This window comes from Caballeronia sp. TF1N1, from assembly GCF_022878925.1.
Classification (GTDB): Bacteria; Pseudomonadota; Gammaproteobacteria; order Burkholderiales; family Burkholderiaceae; genus Caballeronia.
This window is the reverse complement of record NZ_CP084626.1, coordinates 810214-832314: the sequence shown is the minus strand read 5'-3', so window position 1 is coordinate 832314 and position 22101 is coordinate 810214. Positions and strand designations below refer to the sequence as shown.

Below are 22101 nucleotides of genomic sequence, written 5' to 3'. Positions count from 1 at the left end.
ATGGAAAGCACGGCAACAACTCAACGCGACGCCACCGCGCTCGAACGCTTCTTCGGCGTGCGCGCGGCGGGCTCGCTCGTCAAAACCGAAGTCGTCGCGGGCATCACGACGTTTCTCACGGCGATGTACATCATCGTCGTCAATCCGGGCATTCTCTCGCAGGCGGGCGTGCCGTTTCCGGCGGCGCTCACGGCCACCGTCATCGTCAGTTTTCTCGGCAGTTGCGCGATGGGCCTTTACGCGCGCAATCCGGTGCTCGTCGCGCCGGGCATGGGCATGAACGCGCTCTTTGCGTTCGTCATGGTTCACGGCGGCAAGATGCCGTGGCAGACCGCGCTCGGCTGCGTGTTCTGGGCCGGCGTGATCTTCGCGGTGCTCGCGATCTTCAACGCGCGCAAGCTCGTGGTCGATGCCATTCCCGACAATCTGCGGCACGCGGTTTCGTGCGGCATCGGCTTGTTCATCAGCCTCATCGGGCTCGTGAACGCGAAGTTCGTCGTGGGCGATCCGGTGACCATCGTGCATTCGGCATCGCTCAATCCGGTGGTCATCACGTTCCTGATCGGGCTTGCCGTGACGACCATATTGGTGGCGCGCAAGACCACCGGCGCGCTCATGCTCGGCATCGTGTTCACGACGATCATCGCGATTCCCATCGGCCGCTATTGGGGCGACGGCACCGCTTACTGGCCCGCCGCCATCGCCACGAAAACGCTCGTCAACTGGAACGGGTTCGTGTCCGCGCCGGACTTTTCCGCACTCGGCCAGCTCGATTTGATCGGCGCGCTGAAGGTGGCCTACTGGCCGTTCATCTTCGTGATGCTGTTCACCTCCTTCTTCGACGCGCTCTCCACTTTCATGGCGATCTCCGAAGCCGGCAAGCTCTACGACAAGGACGGCAACCCGCGCAACATCCGCCAGTCGATGATGGTCGACGCCTTCTCCGCGCTCGTTTCCGCGCCGCTCGGCACGAGTCCGGCGAACGCGTATATCGAGTCGGCGGCGGGCATTTCGGCGGGCGGGCGCACGGGACTCGTCGCCGTCGTCGCGGGCCTGTGCTTCCTGCCGTTCCTGTTTCTCTCGCCGCTTCTGTCGCTCGTGCCCGCCATCGCCACCGCGCCCGCGCTGGTGCTCGTCGGCGTGTTCATGATGGAAGCCATCACCAAGATCGAATGGCAGCGCTTCGACGAAGCCATTCCCGCGTTCCTCGCGATGATCCTCATTCCGCTCACGTATTCGATCACGGACGGTGTCGCGTATGGCTTTCTCGCGTTCGTCGTGCTCAAGTCGGCGACAGGACGCGCGAAGGAAATCAAGCCGGCGATGTGGATCATCGCGGGCTTTTCGTTAGTGCTGCTTTCACAGCTTTGAAAACCACGAAGATTGGAGACGTTGCATCATGACTCAAACCGCCTACCGCGCCCAGCTGCTCACCTTCCGGGAAGATCCCGCGCATGCCGCCGACGGCGCGGTCCATGAGGCCGATGGCCTCTTGATCGTCGAAGATGGCAAGGTGGTCGCGGCGGGTTCGTATGCGTCGGTGCGCGACAAGCTCGCCGCGGACGCCACCGTGCATACGCTGCGCGACAAGCTGATCGTGCCGGGCTTCATCGACTCGCACATCCACTATCCGCAGACGGACATGATCGCGTCGCCCGCGCCGGGCCTCTTGCCGTGGCTCAACACGTACACGTTTCCGACGGAACGCGGCTTCGAGAATCCGGCGGTCGCGCGCGAAACGGCGAGCTTCTTCATCGACGAACTGCTGGCCAGCGGCACGACCACCGCGCTCGTTTATTGCACGGTCCACAAGCAATCCGCCGATGCCTTCTTCACCGAAAGCGAAGCGCGCAACCTGCGCATGGTCGCGGGCAAGGTGCTGATGGACCGCAATTGTCCCGAGTTCCTGCGCGACACCGCGCAGTCGGGCTACGACGACAGCGACGAACTGATCGGGCGCTGGCATGGCCGCGGGCGCCAGCAATATGCGCTCACGCCGCGCTTCGCGCCGACCTCGACGGAAGCGCAGCTCGAAGCCTGCGGCGTGCTCGCGCAGAAGCATCGGGACGTGTTCATCCAGAGTCACGTGGCGGAGAACACCGACGAGATCAAGTGGGTCGAGAGCCTGTTTCCGGGACACCGTAGCTATCTCGACATTTACGATCACTACGGTCTGTTGCGACGCCGCGCGGTGTACGGCCACTGCATCTATCTCGACGATGCCGACCGTCAGCGCATGGCCGAAACGGGCGCGGTGGCGTCACACTGTCCCACGTCGAACCTGTTTCTCGGCAGCGGCCTCTTCGACTTCGACAAGGCCGGCGCCTCGAACATGCCGGTTGCGCTCGCAACGGACGTCGGCGGCGGCACCTCGTTCTCCATGCTGCAGACCATGAACGAAGCGCACAAGGTCGCGCGTCTGACGGGGCATCATCTGACGGCGACGCGCATGTTCTGGCTCGCGACGACGGGCGCGGCGCAAGTGCTCGAACTCGACGACAAGATCGGCACGCTCGCGCCCGGCAGCGAAGCGGATTTCGTCGTACTCGACCCGGCTGCGACGCCGCTGCTCGCACGCCGCACGCAGCGCGTGAATACGCTTGAGGAACTGCTGTTCGCGTTCGCGCTTCTCGGCGACGATCGTGCGGTGTACGAGACGTATGCGGCCGGCAAGCGCGTGCATTCGCGCGAGCGTCGGCAGACGGCGGCGCTGGAACTGGCGGCGTAGTCGAACATTACGCTGCGTAGTTCCGCGAAGTTCGGGTTACTGATTGCCAACCGGCAGCCAGTAGCCCGTTTCTTTTTAGAACGATGGACGCCATTCGAGCATGGCGTGTGCATAGCGGATAAAGTGGAGCCTCCGCGTTCAACCATTCGTTCGCAATGGCCTCCATGAAGCACACCGCGCGCACTTCCCGCATCGCCGTCAAGACCGCTCTCGTTTCATTGCTCGCGCTGCCTGCGCTCTGTCAGGCTTTTGGAATCGAAGGCCCGCTCGACTGCCATTCCAACGCGCATGATTTCATCGCGCCGCTCCTGGAAACCAATCTCATCGAAACCAAGCCCATGCGCGTCGAGCCGAATTCGATCAACGCGTTCCGGCCGGTCAAGGGCGTGAATCTCACGGCTTACGGATTCAAGATTTACGCGGTGGTGGGATATCAGAAGAACGATCCGATCTTCAAGGAAGGCAAGGGCGACCCGATCGGCGATTCATCCTACGGCGCCGTCGTCTGGGGCGGCGACGACGAAGTGCTGAAGAAGGTGCGCGATGCGGGCAGCGACGCGGTCGTGCACCACGTCGCGCCCTTCATCACGGCGATTTTTTGCAAGCGTTCCTAGCGCAGCAATTCCGCGACCGACGAAAGCAGGCGCTGCATGTCGTTTGAATCCAGCGCGCCCATCGTCGAGATACGGAATAGTTCCTTCGACAAGCCGCCCTGCCCTGCGTAGATGACGAAACCTTTCGCCTTCAACGCGTCGTGCAGCTTCTCGTAATTCACGCCAGCAGGCAGGCGATACGCCCGCAATACCACCGACGACTCCTGCGCCGGCAACGCGCTCTCGATGCCGAGCGCAGCCAAACCCGCGCGCACCTGCTCGGCGAGCGTCGCATAACGCCGATGCCGCGCGCGCCAGCCGCCTTCTTCCTCGAACTCGCGCAGTGCTTCGACGAGGGCGTAATACGCATGCACCGATGGCGTGAACGGCGTATTGCGCTCGTCCTGCAGTTTGGCCAGACGCGCGATGCCAAGGTAGTACGTGCGGCTCGCGGCGTTCTGCAAGGCATCGCGCCGCGCGATGACGAACGCCGCGCCCGGCACGCCGTGCAGGCATTTGTTGGCTGTCGCCGCCACCGCGACGATGCCGCCGCCGTCGAAGTCGATCGCCTCGGCGCCGAAGCTGCTGACGGCGTCGACGAGCAACCCGATGCCGCGTTCGGCGCACGCGCGTGACAGCGTGTCGAGCGGGTTCAGGCGCCCCGTCGTGGTCTCGTGATGGATGATCGCGACATGCGAGAAGCCATCGAGACGCGCGATGATCGCATCGGTATCCGGCGCCTGCATCCACTCGTATTTCACGACTTCATGGTCGATGCGGTACTGCTTCGCGATCTGCGCGATGCGCTCGCCATACACGCCGTTCTCGACGATCAGAAGCCGCCCGCCTTCCGGCACGATGCCCGCAATCATGCTCTCGACGGCCGCCGTGCCCGAACCGGTCATCAACACGGCGCTCCACTTCGCGGGATCGAGTTCGTAAGCGGCGACGAGACGCTTGCGCGCTTCGTCCTGAAGGTCGAAGAACTCCGGCTCGCGATGGCACAAGTCGGTCTGTAAAAGGCTCTTGCGCACGCGTTCGGACAGCGTGACGGGACCAGGATTGAGCAGCAGCATCAGCGGTCTCCAATGTGTCGTTGCAGACGCGCGCGCACGTCTTCGGGCGTGATCTTCGGACGCGGCAAGTCGCCCGGCGTGCCGGCGCGAATCGACAGCCGGGCAAAGCGCGCGCCATTCACGTCGCGCGCTTGCAGCAGGCGGTCGATCACGCCGATGTCGTCGCCATCGAGCGCGAGCGTGTAGCCGCAGGCGGAAGCGATCGACGCGAAATCGACACCGCGCGAAACCGTCGCCTGACCGCCGGTGGATTCGTGTGCGCCGTTGTCGAGCAGCAAGTGCACGAGGTTCGGCGGCCCGTAAGCGCCGAGCGTGGCGAACACGCCCATGCGCATGAGCGCGGCGCCGTCGCCGTCGAGCGCGACCACGGTCAGGTCCGGGCGCGACAGCGCGAGGCCGAGCGCCATCGGCGTGACGCAGCCCATCGAGCCGACGAGATAGAGCTGGTTCGCGCGGTCATCGATTGCATAGAGTTCGCGGCCGCAAAATCCCGTCGATGCCAGCACGACCGTTTCGCCGGCAGGCGTGTTCGCGATCACGCGTTCGAGCGCCGCATGACGCGTCACGCGCTCGCCTTCGAAGCGCTGCACGGCGGCAGGCGTGGCGTTCGACTTGACGCCCGACAAGCCGGTCTTCTTGAGCTCGAAAGGCGCGACGCTGCCCTTTTGCATGACGAGCGCATACGGGCGGCCCGTCTTGTCCATATACGCCGTCGCGCGGTCGAGCGCCGGACCGATGGCTTCGCTTTCCGTCGGAAACAGTTCCCACGGAATCTCCATCGTTTCGAGCATCTGCGGCGTCACGGGACCCATGAGCGCGTGTTGCGGCTCATCGGCGACGCCTGGCTGGCCGCGCCACGTCACGATCAGCAACTGCGGCAGGCGAAACGTCCACGTGAGCGACGTCAGGGGACTCACCGCATTGCCCAAGCCGGAGTTCTGCATCATGGCGATGCCGCGACGTTTGCCCGCGCCGCCGAGCGCGACGCCCGCGATCAGCGCGACGGCGTCGCCTTCATTCGCCGCCGAGACGTAATGCAGCGAGTCGTCCTGCAGCACGTAGTTGATGAACGGCGTGAGATACGAGCAAGGCACGCCCGCGTACCAGTCGAAGCCACGCGTGCGCGCCGCTTCGACGAACCCGGCAGCTTCAATCACGCTCGTTCTCCGTGCCGACCGGCATTTGACCGTGCGCGAAATCGCCGGCGCGACGGAAGTCGTCGAGGTCGTTCACGCCGCGCCAGTGGCCGTGCACGTATTGCACTTCGACCTTCTTGCCCGCCGCGACCAGTGCATTGAGCAGCGCGGCCATGTCGAGCTTGTCGAAGTCGGCGCGTTGCTGCAATTGCTTGAGCGTGGTTTGCAATGCTTCTCGCGCGTTGGCGCGCACGTTGATGAGGCCGATCCAGCGGCCTTGCGGTGCGCGGCCATCGGTCAGGTTCTGGCCCGCGCCGACCACGCTTTGCAGCCAGACTTTCTGGCCGAAGAGCGAGCGGTCGTCGGCGTGCGAGCAATACGCGAAGTCGGTGCCGCTCGCGCCCGCTTGCGGCGCCTGCGACGAATCCACCACTACGCAGAAGTCGCTATCCGATTCCACCAGATCGCGCAGGATATAGCTGCGGAACAAAAGATCGCCGTACGAAAGCACGGTGTCGCCGCTCATATGCTTCACGGCACACGCGAGCGATGCCAACTCGCCCGTCGTCTCGTGCTCCGCGTTGACGACGAGACGGATACCGGACGCATCGATCGCATCGGCGCGATAACCGCCGACCACCGTGATGTCGTTGATGCCTTCCTTCTTGAACGCCTCGGCCAGATGGCGCAAGAGCGGCTTGCCCGCGACCGGCAGCATGACTTTCGGACGCTCGGCGGTCAGTGCTTCGAGGCCCGCGCCGCGGCTTGCCGCCAGCACCACGGCGCTGCGTTGCGCGTTGGCCGAACTCAGATAGATGTTCTCGGCGGCCGAGTATTCGTCGGCATCCTGCAGACGGAAAATTTCGTTGACCGACGCAATGCGGTCTTCCACGTTGATGAGCGTCTCGCTATCGTGGATTTCCTTCGCGATGGCCTGCATGGCCGAGACCGCGCCGCGAATCAGATGATTCGCCCAGATCACCGTGCTGATGCCTGCCTGACGGAACACATCGGTCGGCGTGCTGTAGTACTTCGTCGGCACGATGACGAGCGGCCCGCGCCCGGCCCATTCGCGCGCGAAGGTCAGGATTTCGTCGGGCTTCGAGAGCTTGCTGTGAATCAGGATGGCGTCCGCGCCCGCCTGGCGATACGCCTCGGCGCGCTTCAACGCTTCTTCCATGCCCCAGCCCGCGATCAGCGCTTCCACGCGCGCGACGATGGAGAAGTTCGGGTCGCTCTGCGAGTCCTTGCCGGCTTTGATCTTGCCGCAGAATTCGTCGATATCGGCGAGCGGCTGCGCTTCGCCGTTGATGAAGCTGTTGGTCTTCGGAAACTGCTTGTCTTCGATACACACGCCCGCGATGCCACGCTGCTCCAGCTTCTTGACGAGCCGGCGCACGTTGTTGAAGTTGCCGTAGCCGGTGTCGCCGTCGAGGAGAATGGGCAAGTCGCTGGCGTCCGCCATGAATTCAAGGTTGTCGACGACCTGCGTCCAGCTTGCTTCGTTGTTGTCGCGCACGCCGAACTGCGCGGAGATCGACAGGCCCGAGCCCCAGATCGCCTTGAAGCCCGCTTCCTTGGCGATGCGCGCGGAAATGCCGTTGTGCGCCTCCATCAGGAATTCGAGGCGATTGCTTTGCAGCATCTCGCGCAGGCGCAGCGTGCGCGAAAAACCGACGGGAAGTTGCGAGGGTGCGTTCATTTCAGGGCTCCGGCAAACTGACTGAGGGCGTTCAATTGCGGCAGCACGTCGAGAGCCGCGCGCGTCACGTCGTTTTGAAAGTCGATTTCGATCCACGGTGCGCCGGTGACATCGGCGATATCGAACGCGTGGCGCTTTTCCAGCAACAGGTCGCGCACCGCTTCTTCATGCGGCAAGTTCGCGCGGCCGGTTTCCACATAATCCGCGACGATTTCGGCCAGGCGCTGCGCCGTCTTCTGATCGAAGCGAAAGAATCCCACCGATTCGCCGATCGTGTCGTAATCCAAGCCCGCCGCCACTTGCTTGCGCAGTTCGACCGGCACGCCGTGCGCCACGCACAGCTTCACCGGCTCGTCGCCGGCTTCGAAGTCGCGGTCGATCAAAAGACGGTTCGCCGAGCCGCCCGCCACCAGCGGCGCGAGAATGCGTTCGTCGTAGAGCACGTCGGCGTCCATCAGGAGGACATCGCCGCCGCGTGTCATGGCGTCGCGCGCGGTATGCACGGAGAGCACGCTGCCAAGCGAGAAGTCGGCGTTGATCACCGTTTCCGTCTTGGGCTTCCAGTCGATGCCCGCCAGTTCCGCTTCGATCTGTTCGTGCTTGAAGCCCGTCACGAAGACGACTTCATCGACACCGGCTGCCTTCAGCAAGTGCAGATGGCGCTCAAGGAGCGACGCGTCGCCGAAACGCAAGAGACACTTCGGCTTTTGCTGGCCTTCGGGCTGCACGAGGCGCAAGCCCATCCCGGCCGCAAGGATAATTGCGCGCATGGTGTGATTCCCTTCGAGGGTGGTTCAGTCGATTTCCGGCACACGCGCGAGACGGCGGCGCTGCCAGCCTTTTTCAACGAAATGCAGATAGACGATGCCCGGCACGCCAAGCAGCAACTCGCGCGCACGTTTCACAAGCGACAGCGCGAGCGCCGCTTCGGGCGGCAGGCCGACCAGACGTGCGAGCAGCAGATAGCCGCCTTCCTGCACGCCGAGCGAACCGGGAATGGCGAACGCCGCGCCGCGAATGGCCTGGCCGAGACTTTCGAGCAGCAGCGCTTCGGTCCAGCCGACCGGGTGCCCGAGCAGACTCAGGGCGAGCCACACTTCGCCCGTGCCAACCACCCAGCCGACGAGGCTCAGGCCGAAGCTCGCCGCCACCTTGCCGCGTTCGCGATACATCTCGTGGACGGCGGTATCGACCGCTTCGGCGCGTGTGACGAGCGAGGACCAGTCGTGCTTCTTCGAGAAGCGCGCCGCGATGCCGGAGGCGAAGCGCATGGCGCGACCGAAGAGACCGCGCCGCTGCGCCAGATAGAAACCGAGAATCATCGCGCCGATCACGCCGATGACCGCGAGCACCGCGATCCGTACGGTGGAAGCGGAGCCGCCCGTCGCGTAACCGGTGAGGAGCACGACGCCGACCAGCGCGAAAAGCAATTGCGCGACCGTCTGCATGGTTGTGCTGACGGTAATGACCGCGGCGGCGTCGCGGGCGCGCATGCCGCGCTGCGTGAGATAGCGGACCATGAGCATCGGTCCGCCGATCTGCCCGGCGGGCATCAGGCTGTTGACCGATTCACCCGTCCAGCGCGCGAGCAAGGCATCGCGCAAGGAGACGTCGCGTTCCTTGTTCGAGAAGAGAGTGCTGATAGCGATTGCATCAATGAAAAGCGGCACGAAATGGAACGCCGCGACGGCGACGAGTCCCCAGCCCGCCGCGGCGAGCGTCGAGGCCACGGAGCCGAAGCCTTGCCAGCCGAGCAGCGCGACGAACAGAACCACGCCGGCCGACAGCAGGAAAGTGCCAGCGCGACTCATGCGGCGCCGTTCTTGCCGCCCTTGCGGCGAAAGACCTGCCTGAAACCGAAGTACGCGATCGAATCTTTCATGTTCGAGATGAAGCGCTGAAACGGCTTCATGTTCGGGTCGGTCACGTATTCGAACGTAAGCGAGACGCGCATTTCATTTTCGCCGAGCGGCGTGATGCGATGACGCAGCTTGTCGCCGTCGAAGAAGACGAGCGCGCCCGGCGGATACTGCACGGAGCCCGGCTGATCGGGAATCTCGGGCGTGCGCGTGTGCAGTTCGTAGTCGAGACGGCAGGAGGAGTCGTCGATGACACCGAGCAACAGCGTGTAACGGCGGCCGTTGTAATACGAAGTATCGTAGTGCCAGCCGATGTGATCGCCTGGCCGCGTATAGAAATACAGCGCGTAGGCGTGCGCGTCGTCTTCGGGCGAGAGTTGCAGCTTGTCGCCCGTCAGCGTTTCGAGCCACTCGATGAGGGCTTCCGAGCGGTACAGGTCCGCGATGAACGGCGCGAGCTTGTCGAGCGTATGACGGCTCACGCTGCCGCCCGCCTTGTGCCCCGGCAAGTAATTGCGATTCACGGCGGGCAGGACATCGTGCACGGCGTCGATCAGGCGTTCGGTGTAATCGCGCGGCAGAAAGTCTTCGAGGTAGAGAAACGCGCCCTGCTTGTCGTAGTCCTGGCGCAATTGCGGCGTCGGCAGCGTCGAGATGCGCGCGGACAACGTCGTGTCGATGTCGCGCGCGCTCGGCGTGGCTTTGCTGGTCCCGTTGCTCGTTTCGTTGAGCTTGTCGTGAAGTGGGGTTGCCGTATCGCTCATCTCACCGCCTGGAAGTCCTTGCCGTTCTCGCTACGCGTTTGCGCCTGGCTCGCGCTCGAGCTCTTTGCGCGACGCTCGCGACGCATCACGCGTTGATAATCCACCGCCACGTAGATCGCGAAAAGCGGCGCGCCGATGGCCGCCGCGATCAGAAACGGCGTCATGCCGTTCAGGATGGTAATCACCGGCAGCAGGTAAAGCACGTCCTCGGTTTCGAAGCCCGCCATCGACGCCTGCTTCGTGGCGGCCTTGCCGACCGTCGACTCGATCCGCATGCGCAGGAAAAAGATCAACGCAACGGCAATGCCCGCGATGCCGCCGAGCCACTGCGCCGAAACGGGCCACGCCGGATGATGCACGCTCACGTAAAAGCCGATGCCCGCGAACAGCAGCACGGTGACGAGCGCATCGCACGCGAGGTCGTACAGGTGGCCGATCCTGCTCGACTGACCGCTGATACGCGCGAGCTCGCCGTCGGTGTGATCGACGAGATTCGACAGTGCGATCAGCAACGCGCCGAGCGTGCAAAGCCAGAACGAACCGAGCGACAAATAGTACGCGCCGCCAAGACCGATGGCGAGCCGTAGTGTCGTAAGGTGATTGGGCGTTACCGGCGTTCCGACGAGTGGCGTGACGAGACGGCGGGCAATGCGCGCGTCCCATGTCGATGGTTCGGGAACGGCTTTCGGGCTGGGCGGACACGATTTTGTCATCACGCGAATATATCGCTATTTCGCGCAAGCTGCATATATTGCGACTCATTCCGACGGCGTCGGAACCTTGTTTAGCGGGGGCGGACGCGTGTTTTGATCCATGCCCGCTCGCCGCAAACGATTGTCGCGATTCGCCCCGAAGAAAATATTTCCGATTCGTTTTGACGGAACAGGCGCCCCGTTTCGATTCGGGGCGCTTGCGGATCACTGAATGGTCGCGGGCGGCGGCGCGTTGCGCGGCGGCGGAGGCGGTGGCGCATTGGGCGGTGGTATGGGTACGCTGCGCTCGTTGCCGATGGATGCCGTGGTTTCGCTCGACATGCCGCCGTTCTTGTCGACAAGAATGGTGACCGTGCGAACCGTGCCGTTGCCGAGCGGGAAGTCGGCCAGCGCGCTGCGCGTGAGATACGGCATGGCGTGATAGAGCGACGGATCTTCCGTGGAATTGACCGCCGTCACCTTATAGACTTCACGCCCGGAAGCACGCTCGTTCATGCGAATTTGCAGCGCGTGGATATAAACCGGGAAGCTTTGATCGACGTAGCCCGTTGGGCCCCACGGGCCACCGCCGTAGCCATAGCCGCCCCAGCCGCCCCAGCCGCCGCCCCATGGTCCAAAGCCCGGGCGCCCCCACGGACCGTACATCGGCCAGGGGTCGTAATAGACGGGCTGGCGCACCGTCATCAAATCGCCGCGTACCGAATAATTGAGCGCCACCCTGTAGTTCGCGCTCGCTTCCGGCGCCTGACGGAACGAATACTTCGAAAGCTCGGTGGCGACGAGCGTCTCGTAAGTCGTCTGCTCGATGCTGTTCTGCTGATCGTTGTTGCGCGCGAAGGCGTAGGTACGGGTGGCGTCGCTGCCGCCGCTCCAATCCGAGAACGCGGTGACCTGCGTCTGCACGTAGGTCGTGCAGCCGGCAAGCCAGAGCACGCCAAGCGCGAGCGCCGCGCGGGCCAGCATGCGCCACGGGCCGCTGCCTTCGATCCGGGAAATCATGGTCTTCCTCGCTTCGTTCAATGTCGTTCCGGTTTGAGCCGCTCTTGCTGTGGCCGCGGACGCCTTGCTGACCGTCCGGCTTCACGATCGGCGGTCGTTCAGTACAATGGTTCGACATGCCGCGCCCGCTTTTGTGCCCGAAACCACCCGGCTCACGAGCGCGACCGCGCCGCTCAACTCACTCAAGATCTTGCCATGTCCACCACGACCGAAACGACCGCATCCACCGTGATCCGCCGCCAGGACTACACGCCACCCGCGTTCCTGATCGATTCCGTCGCGCTCGAGTTCGACCTCGTGCCCTCGCGGACCGTTGTCAGAAACAGCATGCGTCTGCATTGCAACCCGGACGCGGCGGACAACACCGCGCGGCTCGAACTGATCGGCGAGCAACTCGAATTCGTTAGCGCGACCATCGACGGCAAGCCGCATACGGACGTCCGTGTAAGCGATAACGGTCTGTCCATCGGCAATATTCCGGGCGACGTGTTCGAACTCGTCATTGAAAGCGTCTGCAATCCTGCCGCGAACACCACGCTGTCCGGGCTTTATGTGTCGAGCGGCAACTTCTTTACGCAGTGCGAGGCGGAAGGTTTCCGGCGCATCACCTATTTCCTCGACCGTCCGGACGTGATGGCAACCTACACCGTGACCCTGCGCGCCGACAAGACCGCGTATCCGGTGCTGCTCTCGAACGGCAATCTGATCGATGAAGGCGACCTGCCCGACGGCCGCCACTTCGCCGTCTGGGAAGACCCGTTCAAGAAGCCGAGCTATCTCTTCGCGCTGGTCGCCGGCAAGCTGGTGAGGATAGAAGAGCGCATTCAGTCCGGTTCGCGAGAGAAGCTGCTGCAGGTCTGGGTCGAGCCGCACGATCTCGACAAGACGCGCCACGCCATGGATTCGCTCATCCACTCCATTCGCTGGGACGAGAAGCGCTTCGGGCTGGAACTGGATCTGGACCGCTTCATGATCGTCGCGGTCAGCGACTTCAACATGGGCGCAATGGAGAACAAGGGCCTCAATATCTTCAACACGAAGTACGTGCTGGCCAATCCGGAAACCGCGACCGATATCGACTTCTCCAACATCGAAGCGGTCGTCGGACACGAGTACTTCCATAACTGGACCGGCAACCGCGTGACTTGCCGCGACTGGTTCCAGTTGAGCCTGAAAGAAGGCCTCACTGTCTTCCGCGACCAGGAATTTTCCGCCGATATGGCCGCGGGCGACGTGGATGGCGCGGCGAGCGCGGCCGCGCGCGCGACCAAGCGGATCGAGGACGTGCGCGTCTTGCGTCAGATGCAGTTCGCCGAGGACGCCGGCCCGATGGCGCATCCGGTGCGCCCGGAAAGCTACGTCGAGATCAATAATTTCTACACGATGACCGTCTACGAGAAAGGCTCGGAAGTCGTGCGGATGTATCAGACACTCTTTGGCCGCGAGGGTTTTCGCAAGGGCATGGACCTGTACTTCCAGCGCCACGACGGCCAGGCCGTGACTTGCGACGACTTCCGTCACGCCATGGCCGACGCTAATAACCGCGACCTCTCGCAATACGAGCGCTGGTACAGCCAGGCGGGCACGCCGCGCGTGTCGGTGCGCGCTTCTTACGACGCCGCCGCCAAGCGCTACACGCTGACGCTCGCGCAAGGCTACGCCGAGGGCAACGAAGCCGCGCGCGCCACGCAACAAGGCCCGCTCCTGATTCCGTTCGCGGTCGGTCTGATCGGCGCGAATGGCGCAGATTTGCCGCTTCGTCTCGAAGGCGAAAAAGAGCCGAACGGCACGACGCGCGTGCTCGAATTCACGGAGCGCGAACAGTCGTTCACTTTCGTCGATGTGAGCGAAGCGCCGCTGCCCTCGCTGCTGCGCAATTTCTCGGCACCGGTGATCGTCGAATTCGACTACACGAACGAACAACTGGCGTTTCTGCTGGCCCACGACAGCGATCCCTTCAATCGCTGGGAAGCCGGTCAGCGGCTCGCCACGCGGGAACTGCTGGCGCTCGCCGCGCGCGCGGCCAAGGGCGAAACGCTCACGCTCGATAGCGACATCATCGCGGCATTTTCCCGCGTGCTCGACGACACCACGCTCACGCCCGCTTTCCGCGAACTCGCAATGATGCTGCCATCGGAAAGCTATCTCGCCGAGCAGATGTCCGTCTCCGATCCCGCCGCCGTGCACGCGGCGCGCGTGTTCATGAGCCGCCAGCTCGCGGCAGGACTGCGCGACAAGTGGCTCGCCGCTTACGAGGCGAACCGCACGCCGGGCGAATATCGTCCGACGCCGGAAGATGCGGGCAAGCGCGGCCTGAAGAACCTCGCCCTTGCCTACCTGAGCCAGCTCGACGACCCGAGCGAAGCCATCAGGCTTGCCGAGGCTCAGTACGATTCGGCCGACAACATGACGGATCGTTCGGCGGCGCTTTCCGCGCTGCTCCTGGCAAGCGCGACAGCGGGCGCCGATCCCACCGTCGCCGACACCGCGCTCGACGACTTTTATCGCCGCTTCGAGCACGAGGCGCTCGTCATCGACAAGTGGTTCGCGCTGCAGGCGACGCAGCGTGGCGGGCCGGACCGCAAGATCATCGAGATCGTGCGCCAGTTGATGCAGCATCAGGCGTTCACGCTGAAGAACCCGAATCGCGCGCGCTCGCTGATTTTCAGTTTCTGCAGCGGCAACCCGGCGCAATTCCACGCGCCCGACGGTTCCGGCTACGCGTTCTGGGCCGAACAGGTCATCGCGCTCGATGCGCTCAATCCGCAAGTCGCCGCCCGCCTCGCGCGCGGCCTCGAATTGTGGCGCCGCTTCACGCCACAGTTGCGCGAGAAGATGCATGCGGCGTTGACCGAAGTGGCGTCGAAAGCGAAATCGCGCGATGTGCGCGAAGTCGTCGAAAAGGCGCTCGCCGCTTAATCACTGATTCATCACACTTTTTTACTGTTTAGCGGCCACTGCGTGTTGTTTAGCGCGGTGGCCGTTCTTGCTTATGTCGGGCATCAGCGGCCTCTGTCATACGGAGCGCATGGGGCAAGCGGTTAGAATCATGAGATTCGTCAAACGCTCACGGAGCCCAGCATGTCCATCTCCAGCCGCACTACGCTCACGAAATACCTGATCGAGCAGCAGCGCGAACACCAGAATCTGCCGGCCGACTTGCGTCTTCTGATCGAAGTCGTCGCGCGTGCATGCAAGCAAATCGGTTATCAGGTGAGCAAGGGCGCACTCGGCGACGCGCTCGGTACGGCCGGCAGCGAAAACGTGCAGGGCGAAGTGCAGAAGAAGCTCGACGTGCTGTCCAACGAAATTCTGCTCGAAGCCAACGAATGGGGCGGCAACCTGGCCGCGATGGCATCGGAAGAGATGGAAAAGATCTTCCCGATCCCGAATCGTTATCCGAAAGGCAACTATCTGCTGACCTTCGATCCGCTCGATGGATCGTCGAACATCGACGTGAACGTGTCGATCGGCACCATTTTTTCGGTGCTGCGCTGTCCGGACGGCGCGGAGCCGAGCGAGGAAGCGTTCATGCAGCCGGGTTCGGCGCAGGTCGCCGCGGGCTATGCGGTGTACGGCCCGCAAACCGTGCTCGTGCTCACGACCGGCAACGGCGTGAACTGCTTCACGCTGGACCGCGAGCTGGGCTCGTGGGTGCTGACGCAGAGCGACATGCGCATTCCGACCGAAACGCGCGAGTATGCGATCAACGCGTCCAACAGCCGTCACTGGTATGAGCCGGTGCAGAGGTATATCGGCGAGTTGAACGACGGCAAGGACGGCCCGCGCAAGGACGACTTCAACATGCGCTGGATCGCGTCGATGGTGGCGGATGTGCATCGCATCTTGAATCGCGGCGGCATCTTCATGTATCCCGCGGACAAGCGCACGCCGGACCGTCCGGGCAAGCTGCGTCTGATGTACGAAGCGAACCCGATGGCGCTGATCGTCGAGCAGGCTGGCGGCGCCGCGACGGATGGCGAGCAACGCATTCTGGATATCGTTCCAACGAGCCTGCACCAGCGCGTGCCGGTGTTTCTCGGCTCGAAGAGCGAGGTCGATCGCGTGACGCGTTATCACTCGGAAAAGAAAGTTTGATTCAGGGTCTTGCCAAATTGGGAAAGGAGTCTCTATAATCTCGTTTCTCTGATGCCGGAATAGCTCAGACGGTAGAGCAGCGCATTCGTAATGCGAAGGTCGGGGGTTCGATTCCTCTTTCCGGCACCAAACGTATCAAGCAAAAAGCCCAGTCAAGTTGACTGGGCTTTTTGCGTTGTGACGCTCCGTTCAGGCGTTGTGCAAGCAACCTGCATGAACCTTCGCAGACGCGGCTGCGTCACTGCTTTTCACTGTATGAAGTGCATTCGTACGCATCACGGCTCCAAAAGGCTTAGCCATTTGACATTTGTGCCGCGTACAGTACCGCGGTCGCAAGCCAGTTCGCCGATGCCACCTTGCGCCAGCCAGCCGCGCAGGCAAAGCGCGCGAGCCAGCAGCGGGTGGCAAGGACATCAGTACAGCCTCGCTTCGTTCCGTCGGCCGACGTTCGGAGCGTTCGACCGCCGAGACATAAATTCGCAGGGCGGCTTACGCCTATCAACTGGCAACCATGAAAGCGCTCGAGCATGTTACCGATAGGCAATGCGCCTCACCGCCAGGCGCTATCTGTTAATAACCCTAAGCTTTGACATTTGACTGCCGTCTGACAGTTGTTTTGTCCTACGTAAAATCCCTAGTTCATCCTAAAATTTCTGGCCAGTAAGTTCCTTCCGCCGATGTTCGGCGCTTTCCTTTCCTTCGCTCTTTAGGCAAGCGCTTTGGCATTTGAACCCGCTCCGGTGGTCCTTCAATCGGAACTCTGATGCAAAATTTGCAAACAGGAAGGATTTGGTAATGGCTGTTTATTATGCAGCGGTCGAAGGTGACCCGCTTACAACCGGCGATGGGAGCTATACCATCGCAAAGCACTTTTGGGCCACGATCGACGACGGCAAGGGGGCCGGGCCTCGACGCATGATCGTGATAGGAGACGAGGCATTTTGTTCCGTCTGTCAAAGCATCGGTGAAGTAACTTACGGGGTTCGCATTCGACCGGGAGGCCGCACCGATTGCATGGGTCGAGACCAAGCCGTAGGTGGCGACCTTGTTAATTGCAACTGCTCCGCGAAACCGCGAATCCATGTTCCGTATGGTCGAAACTTCGAAATTATCGATAACAGTGAGGCATCTCGAATCACTGCCCTGTCGAGTCTCGGAACTCCCGCGGTCGCGCGATCCGCGACCCAAGCATCGGCCAGTGGTTACGACGAACAAGTGAGAGCCAATGCCGCTCCTGCCCTAGCCGTGGGCTACCCTTACCTGATCGAGACAACAGGTGGACAGACTATAAGCGGACGCACAGACAGCACTCGCTGCTTGCCTCGCATCTATGCCGACCGCGCAGACACCTACGCGATCCACTGGGGCGACGAAGCCTTGGCACATGAAGGATGGCAGTAATGCCGAATAAGAAAACGGTTGTACAAACCAACAAGACGCCCGGTTCAATTAAAGAAGTGCATTTGAATGCCGTGACGTTCGCCGAATTATGGGCGAACTATCCGAGCGGCAATCCATACGACAACTCCACATATGAAAATCAATGCGCCATTCGCATGAGCGTCACGCTTCATCGCGTCGGGATCGGCATGAAGTCGTTCTCCGAGAAGCTGATTCATCCAATGAACGGAGGAAAGCTCGGACGAATCCTGCTTGACGGCGAACCAACGGCAACACGCGCCGACGAAATGGGGCAATGGCTGAAGTTACAACCGTTCGCAGGTCTCCCAAAGCCTGAAGACGTGACAGGCGCTAATTGGGAAGCGAGAGTAAAAGGTCGTACAGGTATCATTCAGTTCTCTCGTTACTGGACTCGCGAAGGTGAGGGTGCGGCTAATGCGAGCGGCGGACACATTGATCTCTGGAACGGATCGAGGCTTACGATAAGCAGTGCCCCCGACGCCCTCGCAACCATAGGCCGCCGCTTTGGCATCACGTCCTTCCGACAAGGAGCCGCCATTGCTTCGAATATAAGCTGGTCCGACTTGGCAGGTTCGAAGTCGATCTCGTTTTGGGAAATCAAGTGAGAAGGCTTGCAGTGCTGACGCTGTTCACGGTCGCGGGATGCCTAACCGCTTTAGCGGTTCTGTGCATCTTGCTCACGTTCGACAAGAACCCCGGGTGCGGTCTGGACTGCCCGAGCGCAACGCTCAACCTCGCGTTGTTGTGTAGCCTATTGACGATTCTGGTCTTCCCGGTTGCTGGGTATTTGCTTTCGCGTCTGGTCAAGTTCGAGCTTTATCGCGTCGTTGCAATCTTGACGGCAATGGTTCTCGCCGCGTTGCTCGGCTCTGGCATTCGCTACATCTCCGAGTTGAAAAGCCGATATCGCGATGCCGAATCCGCCCGACCTGTCGTTGCGGACTTCGATTTCATGTACATGGCGATCGCGACGCGCAACGTGCAAACGTACACCAACGCCAAAGAGGGCGAGTCAAAGGCTGACGGCGTTATCCCGCAATGGCAACGTTGCGTGATCGATGGTGCATGGTGCGACGGCCGCCATAAACAAGCGCATATGCGTTGTAAGGGCGGTGTCGCTTACGTCAACGAATCGGACTGGAAAGCCTTTTCGCTCATTCCGCAGGAGAATCTGCCGGGAGCCCGCCCGATAAAGTCGATGAATCTCTGCGCGCCTGATAACGCGCCAGACTGACCCAACAATCCGCCAACAAAGCGCGACAGCAAACGCGGGACATGTTGCTCGCTCTTCCGAAACATCACCTTGCGTCACTTTGACGAAAAGGTCGAAGATCGTCCCGCGTCACGCTCCTGCTATGCTCACAGCTCCTCGAAACGCGCTTCATGCAAACGCCGGTCGCAGAGTCTCGAAGCGCGGCAATCAAGCAACCACAAAACTCAGTGCGTCTAAGTTTTCCGAAGCACCGCTGAGAATGGCGAACTGCTGAACGCGCCGCGAAGCAAGTTCAGCCTCCCTCCTCCACGCTCGTCGCAGAACATGAGTCGCATGCCACGCTGACTCATCCGCTCATCGACATGAACTACCTCGGTAGACATCAGCCCATGTCCTCGACCCACGACGACATTCGTCACGAGATAAAACCGTATATACTGTTTTCTCCACATCAAGAGGAGAGAAAATGAGCACACCCAAAATCGATGCCCCCGCCACCAAGGCTGTCGATGCTCCCAAGAACGCCGTCGCAAAAGACGAGAAGCCGGCCACGAAGACCGCAACGAAAACCCGGTCGAAGGCTGCGGCGCCCGCATCGGGTGGAGTGAAAAAGCCCGCGAAGAAAGCAGTTGCCAAGCCCATAGCCGGCGCATCCTCGGCTCCTGCGACGAAGTCGAAAACGAAGCCGAAGACGAAGGCAACCGAAGCCAGGGAAAAGAAACCGACCGCGCGCGCCCCTGCCGATACAGCCAAACCCGCCGCGACGACCAAACCCGCAGCGAAAGCCAAGCGAGCGAAGAAAGATAAAGTCGTGCGCGACAGCTTCACCATGCCAAAAGCGGACTACGCGAAGATTGCATCGCTCAAGCAGAAGTGCCTCGACAACGGCATCCGCGTAAAGAAGAGCGAACTGCTGCGCGCCGCACTCGCCGTGCTCGACGCCGCGCCGGAAAAGCGCATCGTCGCCGCGATCAAGGCGCTCGAAACCGTCAAGACCGGCCGTCCTGCAAACGCCTGACCGCCGCTCGATCGCGAAACTCCTAACAACGTCGAAGAACGCTCCGCTGCCAGTGCAACCGTCGCTGGCAGCGTCATCGACATTGAAGACGCGCAAGGCACCTACGACGCGCATCTGCTCAATGAAACTTTTGTGTCAAGCCGCCGATTTTCTCGTTCGTGTGTTTTTATGAAATCGATCACAAAAGGCCGCTTTCTTGTAATAGCATTAGCGCACGTTTCTGCCCCGTCAGCGGCTCTTCACAGCTGACGCCAAGAGCTGAAGCCATCCGACGACGAAGGTGGATGAGACATGAGCCATCGCATCCAAAAGAACAAAGTGGAGTTCAATTGAAGAAGCGCGCCACTGTTATCTGTCGAAAGGGAAAACGCATTCTTCTAGTGGCACGTCGCCAATCGAAATGGGCCCTGCCAGGCGGAATCCTCAAGCGCGGGGAGCATCTCCCTGACGCCGCGCTTCGAGAACTCAAGGAAGAAACACAACTCTCCGGCAAGTCGGCCAAGTATCTCTTCGACTTCAGAGGCAAGCAAAAGCACCATCACGTCTTCTATTGCGATATCTCCGCTCGGGCCAAGCCGCGTCCGAGCAATGAAATTTCGCGATGCCGCTGGGTGAATCTCGAAGACATTCCACGGCTCATTACGAGCACGCCAACGAACGATATCGTGAAACTCGTCAGTCATAAGCGTAAGAACGGCCGCGGAAAATAAAGCCGAACTGCGACACGAACGAGCTCGTCAATCCCGAAAGACGTCACGCGCGTCGGCCGCACATCGGCCGTGGCACTTCGCCCGCCTTATCGCGCATATCGACCGGCTCATTGGCATGGCGTCGCGTTCGTGGCCTGCGCTATGCCGATCTCGACCACTGCAAGCCCTTCAACAATCGCTACGGCTACTGACAGGGCGACACCGTGCTGAAGGCGGCGGCGCATACGCGGGCATCGGTCTCATTTACGACCCGCATCGCGCGCGGCCAAGCTGCGAAACCGACACCTACGCGGCCCGCATCGTCCCCATACCATCTCCCCGCAGCTTGAAAATCGCCACCACGTCACGCAACGACCTCGCCTGCTCCGCCAGCGCCTGAGCCGCCGCCGATGCCTGCTCGACCAGCGCGGCGTTTTGCTGCGTCACCTCGTCCATCTGCGTGACGGCCATGTTGACCTGTTCGATGCCGGTGGTCTGTTCCTTCGACGCCGACGAAATCGCGCCGACCACATCGGTCACGCGCTCGACCGAGCCGACGATATCCGCAATGATGCTGCCCGCGTCCCGCACGAGCGACGAGCCCGTCTCTACGCGGCCGGCCGACTGCTCGATCAGCTCCTTGATCTCCTTCGCGGCCGTCGCGCTGCGTTGAGCGAGCGAGCGGACTTCCGATGCCACGACCGCAAAACCGCGCCCTTCCTCGCCCGCGCGCGCCGCTTCGACGGCTGCGTTCAGCGCAAGGATGTTCGTCTGGAACGCGATGGCGTCGATCACGGCGATGATCTCGCCCACCTTGCCCGCGCTCTCGGAAATGCCGTGCATGGTCTCGACGACCTTTTCCATCATCTGGCCGCCGCGCGTGGCGGTCTGCGATGCATTCTCCGCAAGCGACGAAGCCGCGACCGCGTTATCCGCGTTCTGACGCACCGTCGCGGTGATCTCTTCCATGCTTGCCGCCGTTTCCTCGAGCGACGCCGCCTGCTCCTCGGTACGCGAAGACAGATTCAGATTGCCCGATGCGATTTCCGCGCTCGCGGTCGCCACGCCTTCCGCGTTTTGGCGCACCTTGCTCACGACCGTCGCGAGACTCGTCTGCATATGCTTGAGCGCCACCAGCAATTCGGCGATTTCGTCCTTGCCGTCGGTTTCGAACTCGTGCGAGAGATCGCCCTTCGCCACGGCGCGCGCGCAACCGAGCGCACGGACGAGCGGACCGGACACCGTGCGGCTGAAGAGATATCCGCCGATCAACGAGAGCGCCAGCACGAAGAGCATCAGCGTGACGCTGATGAACGACGCTTGCCGCGCGGCGCTATCGGCGTGCGCGGACACTTCGGCGCTATCGGCGGCAATCTTCTGGGCCGCCTGTTCGAGCAGCGCGGCCGGTTCGCGGTCGACGCCCGCTACGGCGTTATCGCCAGCGGACGATTCGAAGCCCGCGGCCTTGAACGCATCGAAGCCGCGCCGGTAGCCATCGCCCATTGCGGCGTGTGCGGAAGCGAAGCGGTCGATCAAATCGCGGCTCTCGCCCGCGGGAAGCGTGCGCTTGAGTTCATCGGCCAGTTTGTGCACGGTCGCTTCGCGAGTCTGGAAAGCCGACCAGTACTTCTGCAGTTTCTCGGGGTCCTTGCCGCGCAAGAGCGTGTCTTTCCACTCCTGCACTTGCAACTTGAAGGCGACCAGCGTCGCGGACACCATGCGTTCGCTCGCGACGTTATCCGCAACCACTGTCCGATAGGTGTCGATGGATTGATTGAGGGCAAAAATACCGTACAACGCGCCCGCGAACATAAAAAAGAGCGCGGCGGCAAAAGCGAGCGGGATCTTGAGGCTGAGCTTCATCGAGAGTCTTCAATTCGAGGGTTTACGCGCAATGTGCGCCGATCGCTTTTTTATCGGCTGTCTCGCGGGAAAACTGAAGGCGATGAAACAGGGCACGCATCACGTTGGCGTCGCTTTACGCACGGATAAAGCGCGCTTCGTCTATCCACGTCGCGGCGTTCAACGCGTTCAGACTAGCTTCGCGACGCCTTCGGTCGCTGGCCGTCCGTCGATGCTCGCTAAAAGCCG

Annotated in this window: 19 protein-coding genes and 1 tRNA gene; 10 read left to right on the top strand and 10 right to left on the bottom strand. The window is 62.0% G+C overall.

Features of this window, described 5'->3' with window-relative positions:
- From LDZ28_RS03830 to LDZ28_RS03820, 3 genes are all read left to right on the top strand, one after another.
- A complete protein-coding gene (locus LDZ28_RS03830; RefSeq protein WP_244827394.1) occupies window positions 1–1371 on the top strand; it encodes an NCS2 family permease in 1371 nt (456 codons plus the stop codon).
- A gap of 28 nt (window positions 1372–1399) precedes the next feature.
- Window positions 1400–2728, top strand: coding sequence for a guanine deaminase (gene guaD, locus LDZ28_RS03825; RefSeq protein ID WP_244827393.1), 1329 nt, complete (start codon window positions 1400–1402; stop codon window positions 2726–2728).
- A gap of 164 nt (window positions 2729–2892) precedes the next feature.
- Window positions 2893–3342 carry a hypothetical protein gene (locus LDZ28_RS03820; protein ID WP_244827392.1) on the top strand — a complete coding sequence of 150 codons (450 nt, stop codon included), beginning with the start codon at window positions 2893–2895 and terminating at the stop codon, window positions 3340–3342.
- On the opposite strand, the gene LDZ28_RS03815 is transcribed toward LDZ28_RS03820, so the two are convergent.
- From LDZ28_RS03815 to LDZ28_RS03780, 8 genes are all read right to left on the bottom strand, one after another.
- Window positions 3339–4397: a 2-aminoethylphosphonate aminotransferase gene (locus tag LDZ28_RS03815; protein WP_244827391.1), complete on the bottom strand. Its 1059-nt coding sequence runs from the start codon at window positions 4395–4397 to the stop codon at window positions 3339–3341. The two genes, LDZ28_RS03820 and LDZ28_RS03815, sit on opposite strands and share 4 nt — an antisense overlap.
- Window positions 4397–5554, bottom strand: coding sequence for a phosphonopyruvate decarboxylase (aepY, locus tag LDZ28_RS03810; RefSeq protein WP_244827390.1), 1158 nt, complete (start codon window positions 5552–5554; stop codon window positions 4397–4399). The genes LDZ28_RS03815 and aepY overlap by 1 nt, the downstream gene beginning before the upstream one ends.
- Window positions 5547–7235: a phosphoenolpyruvate mutase gene (aepX, locus tag LDZ28_RS03805; protein WP_244827389.1), complete on the bottom strand. Its 1689-nt coding sequence runs from the start codon at window positions 7233–7235 to the stop codon at window positions 5547–5549. The genes aepY and aepX overlap by 8 nt, the downstream gene beginning before the upstream one ends.
- The gene (locus tag LDZ28_RS03800; protein WP_244827388.1) at window positions 7232–8005 is read right to left on the bottom strand and encodes an NTP transferase domain-containing protein; all 774 of its coding nucleotides are present in this window, start codon (window positions 8003–8005) and stop codon (window positions 7232–7234) included. Before LDZ28_RS03800 ends, aepX begins: the two co-directional genes overlap by 4 nt.
- Window positions 8006–8029: 24 nt before the next feature.
- Window positions 8030–9046 (bottom strand): flippase-like domain-containing protein, encoded by a 1017-nt coding sequence (locus LDZ28_RS03795; RefSeq protein ID WP_244827387.1) that lies wholly within the window; start codon window positions 9044–9046, stop codon window positions 8030–8032.
- Window positions 9043–9858, bottom strand: a complete 816-nt coding sequence (locus LDZ28_RS03790) for a 2OG-Fe(II) oxygenase (RefSeq protein WP_244827386.1) — start codon at window positions 9856–9858, stop codon at window positions 9043–9045. Before LDZ28_RS03790 ends, LDZ28_RS03795 begins: the two co-directional genes overlap by 4 nt.
- Complete coding sequence (locus LDZ28_RS03785; protein WP_244827987.1) at window positions 9855–10571, bottom strand: CDP-alcohol phosphatidyltransferase family protein; 717 nt, start codon at window positions 10569–10571, stop codon at window positions 9855–9857. Before LDZ28_RS03785 ends, LDZ28_RS03790 begins: the two co-directional genes overlap by 4 nt.
- A gap of 204 nt (window positions 10572–10775) precedes the next feature.
- Window positions 10776–11570 (bottom strand): DUF4136 domain-containing protein, encoded by a 795-nt coding sequence (locus tag LDZ28_RS03780; RefSeq protein ID WP_370652090.1) that lies wholly within the window; start codon window positions 11568–11570, stop codon window positions 10776–10778.
- 195 nt (window positions 11571–11765) lie between these two features.
- Between LDZ28_RS03780 and pepN the strand changes: the two genes are divergently transcribed.
- From pepN to LDZ28_RS03755, 5 genes are all read left to right on the top strand, one after another.
- Complete coding sequence (gene pepN / locus LDZ28_RS03775) at window positions 11766–14489, top strand: aminopeptidase N (RefSeq protein WP_244827385.1); 2724 nt, start codon at window positions 11766–11768, stop codon at window positions 14487–14489.
- 162 nt (window positions 14490–14651) lie between these two features.
- Window positions 14652–15668, top strand: a complete 1017-nt coding sequence (locus LDZ28_RS03770) for a class 1 fructose-bisphosphatase (protein ID WP_244827384.1) — start codon at window positions 14652–14654, stop codon at window positions 15666–15668.
- 53 nt (window positions 15669–15721) lie between these two features.
- Window positions 15722–15797 (top strand) — tRNA-Thr (locus LDZ28_RS03765).
- A 1271-nt stretch (window positions 15798–17068) separates the two neighbouring features.
- Window positions 17069–17695, top strand: coding sequence for a type VI secretion system amidase effector protein Tae4 (locus tag LDZ28_RS03760; protein WP_244827383.1), 627 nt, complete (start codon window positions 17069–17071; stop codon window positions 17693–17695).
- An 11-nt stretch (window positions 17696–17706) separates the two neighbouring features.
- Entirely contained in the window at window positions 17707–18324 is a 618-nt protein-coding gene (locus LDZ28_RS03755) for a hypothetical protein (protein ID WP_244827382.1), read from the top strand.
- Between the two features lie 333 nt (window positions 18325–18657).
- Here the strand turns inward: LDZ28_RS03755 and LDZ28_RS32820 are convergent, their stop codons facing one another.
- Window positions 18658–19134 (bottom strand): hypothetical protein, encoded by a 477-nt coding sequence (locus LDZ28_RS32820; protein ID WP_370652089.1) that lies wholly within the window; start codon window positions 19132–19134, stop codon window positions 18658–18660.
- On the opposite strand from LDZ28_RS32820, the gene LDZ28_RS32815 reads away from it, so the two are divergent.
- Together LDZ28_RS32815 and LDZ28_RS03745 are read left to right on the top strand one after the other, a co-directional pair.
- Entirely contained in the window at window positions 19133–19321 is a 189-nt protein-coding gene (locus LDZ28_RS32815; RefSeq protein ID WP_370652088.1) for a hypothetical protein, read from the top strand. The two genes, LDZ28_RS32820 and LDZ28_RS32815, sit on opposite strands and share 2 nt — an antisense overlap.
- A 329-nt stretch (window positions 19322–19650) precedes the next feature.
- Window positions 19651–20031 carry an NUDIX hydrolase gene (locus LDZ28_RS03745; protein WP_244827380.1) on the top strand — a complete coding sequence of 127 codons (381 nt, stop codon included), beginning with the start codon at window positions 19651–19653 and terminating at the stop codon, window positions 20029–20031.
- 285 nt (window positions 20032–20316) lie between these two features.
- On the opposite strand, the gene LDZ28_RS03740 is transcribed toward LDZ28_RS03745, so the two are convergent.
- Complete coding sequence (locus LDZ28_RS03740; protein WP_244827379.1) at window positions 20317–21873, bottom strand: methyl-accepting chemotaxis protein; 1557 nt, start codon at window positions 21871–21873, stop codon at window positions 20317–20319.
- Window positions 21874–22101: the final 228 nt, after the last annotated feature.